This is a genomic window from Nonomuraea basaltis (assembly GCF_005893125.1).
Classification (GTDB): Bacteria; Actinomycetota; Actinomycetes; order Streptosporangiales; family Streptosporangiaceae; genus Nonomuraea; species Nonomuraea basaltis.
Genome location: NZ_VCJS01000547.1, coordinates 1 through 1501, shown reverse-complemented (window position 1 = coordinate 1501; position 1501 = coordinate 1). Strand labels below are relative to the sequence as shown.

2 protein-coding genes are annotated in these 1501 nt (G+C 68.9%); one reads left to right on the top strand and one right to left on the bottom strand.

Features of this window, described 5'->3' with window-relative positions; all coding sequences use genetic code 11:
• Positions 1-95 precede the first annotated feature (95 nt).
• Positions 96-734, top strand: a complete 639-nt coding sequence (locus EJK15_RS69305) for a TetR/AcrR family transcriptional regulator (RefSeq protein WP_138720922.1) — start codon at positions 96-98, stop codon at positions 732-734.
• A gap of 4 nt (positions 735-738) precedes the next feature.
• On the opposite strand, the gene EJK15_RS69300 is transcribed toward EJK15_RS69305, so the two are convergent.
• Positions 739-1203: a hypothetical protein gene (locus tag EJK15_RS69300; RefSeq protein ID WP_138720921.1), complete on the bottom strand. Its 465-nt coding sequence runs from the start codon at positions 1201-1203 to the stop codon at positions 739-741.
• Positions 1204-1501 lie beyond the last annotated feature (298 nt).

Here is a 1501-nt window from a genome sequence, read left to right as displayed (position 1 = left end):
GCACTTATGTGCAACTGATGCACAACGGTATACTCGTGGCGGAAGCGCCGTCAAGCCGGCTGTGACCAACAGACCCGAGGAGGGGCAGCACCCCGATGACCACTGACAAACCAGCCCGCAGCGGCGGCCGGGAGGCGCAGCGCCGCCGCACCCGCAAGGCGATCGTCGATGCGGCGGTACGCCTCAGCACCGGCGGAGCGACGCCATCCGTCGACGAGATCGCGGCCGCCGCCGACGTGTCGCGACGCACGATCTACATGCACTTCCCGGCCCTGGACCAGCTGCTCATCGACGCGACGGCCGGCGCGCTCAACGAGCCACCGGTCGAGGCGGCGCTGTCCGATCCCGCGCTCGCCGACGACGCGGCAGGCCGGGTCGACGTCCTCATCCAGACGCTGCTGACGTACTCGCCACAATCGCTACCCCTGGGACGCCGCATGATCCGCTTGACCGTCGACCCGTCCCTGAACGGCGCCCCGGAGCCGATCGGCCCACGCCGCAGCCAACGCCGGATCGAATGGCTGGACAAAGCCTGCCAACCACTGCGCGACACCCTGAGCGAGCAGTCCTACCAGCGCCTCATCTCCGCGTTGACCATGGTGGTCGGCTGGGAGGCGCAGATAGCGCTGCGTGACGTCCGCGGACTCGACCCCCAAGCCGAGCAGGACGCCATGACCTGGGCCGCCCGCGCCCTCGTGGAGGCCGCGATCAGGGAAAACGATCATCAACAGTGAGCGTTCATGGAATACGCGCTGCGGTGAACCGTCCCCGCCATGTCCGCCGCTCCAACACCTGCATACCAGTAGTCGCCTGATCACTACAGAGGGGAATCGCCGCTGACGGCGGGTTCGCTTCCTGCCAGCTTGTGCCGTTCCAGTGCAGGACCACCTTGCGCACGCTCGGGCCGCCTCCGCAGGGGGCGACGCTGCCGAGGGCCCACACTTCGTTCCTGGTGCGGGCAGTCAGTTTCTCGAGGTGGAGCGCGGGTTGCGACGGGTTTGCACACCACCCGGCCCCGCGCTGCGGCAATGACAGGAGGGGCGAAGGCGAGGGCAACAGCGCCCAGCGGGAGCCGTCCCGGCGTACCACCCGGAGCTCGCCGTAGCCGCGGCCGTCCCTGATGAGCGCCCACATCTCGCCGGAATCGGCCGCGGCGACGTCCTCCACTAGGTCGAGGTCGCCGAACGAATCCGGCTTGCGCACCCTCCGCCACGAGGCACCATCCCAGCGGCTAAGGGCGGCCCCGCGTAGTCATCCGGAGCACCGCTCTCGGCGACCCACACCTCATTGCGGCTCGTGATGGCGACCGAGGCCGCCTCGTATCCGCTTCGCCACGGTCGTGCCACCCACCGGCCTGTAAGTTCCGGCGGCAAATGGGTCTGGTGCATTTGCCGGGGAGCGGTCACGGAGTGCGACTTCCAGGCGCGAGTGAGGCCGGGGCTGCATGGAGGGTGGTAGCGATCGCGTAACGCGTTGCGCGTGAGAACGGCCGTTCTGCCAC

Bases quoted from the DNA above. Each gene is read 5' to 3' on its own strand.
- EJK15_RS69305 (WP_138720922.1), top strand. From the start codon at position 96: ATGACCACTGACAAACCAGCCCGCAGCGGCGGCCGGGAGGCGCAGCGC.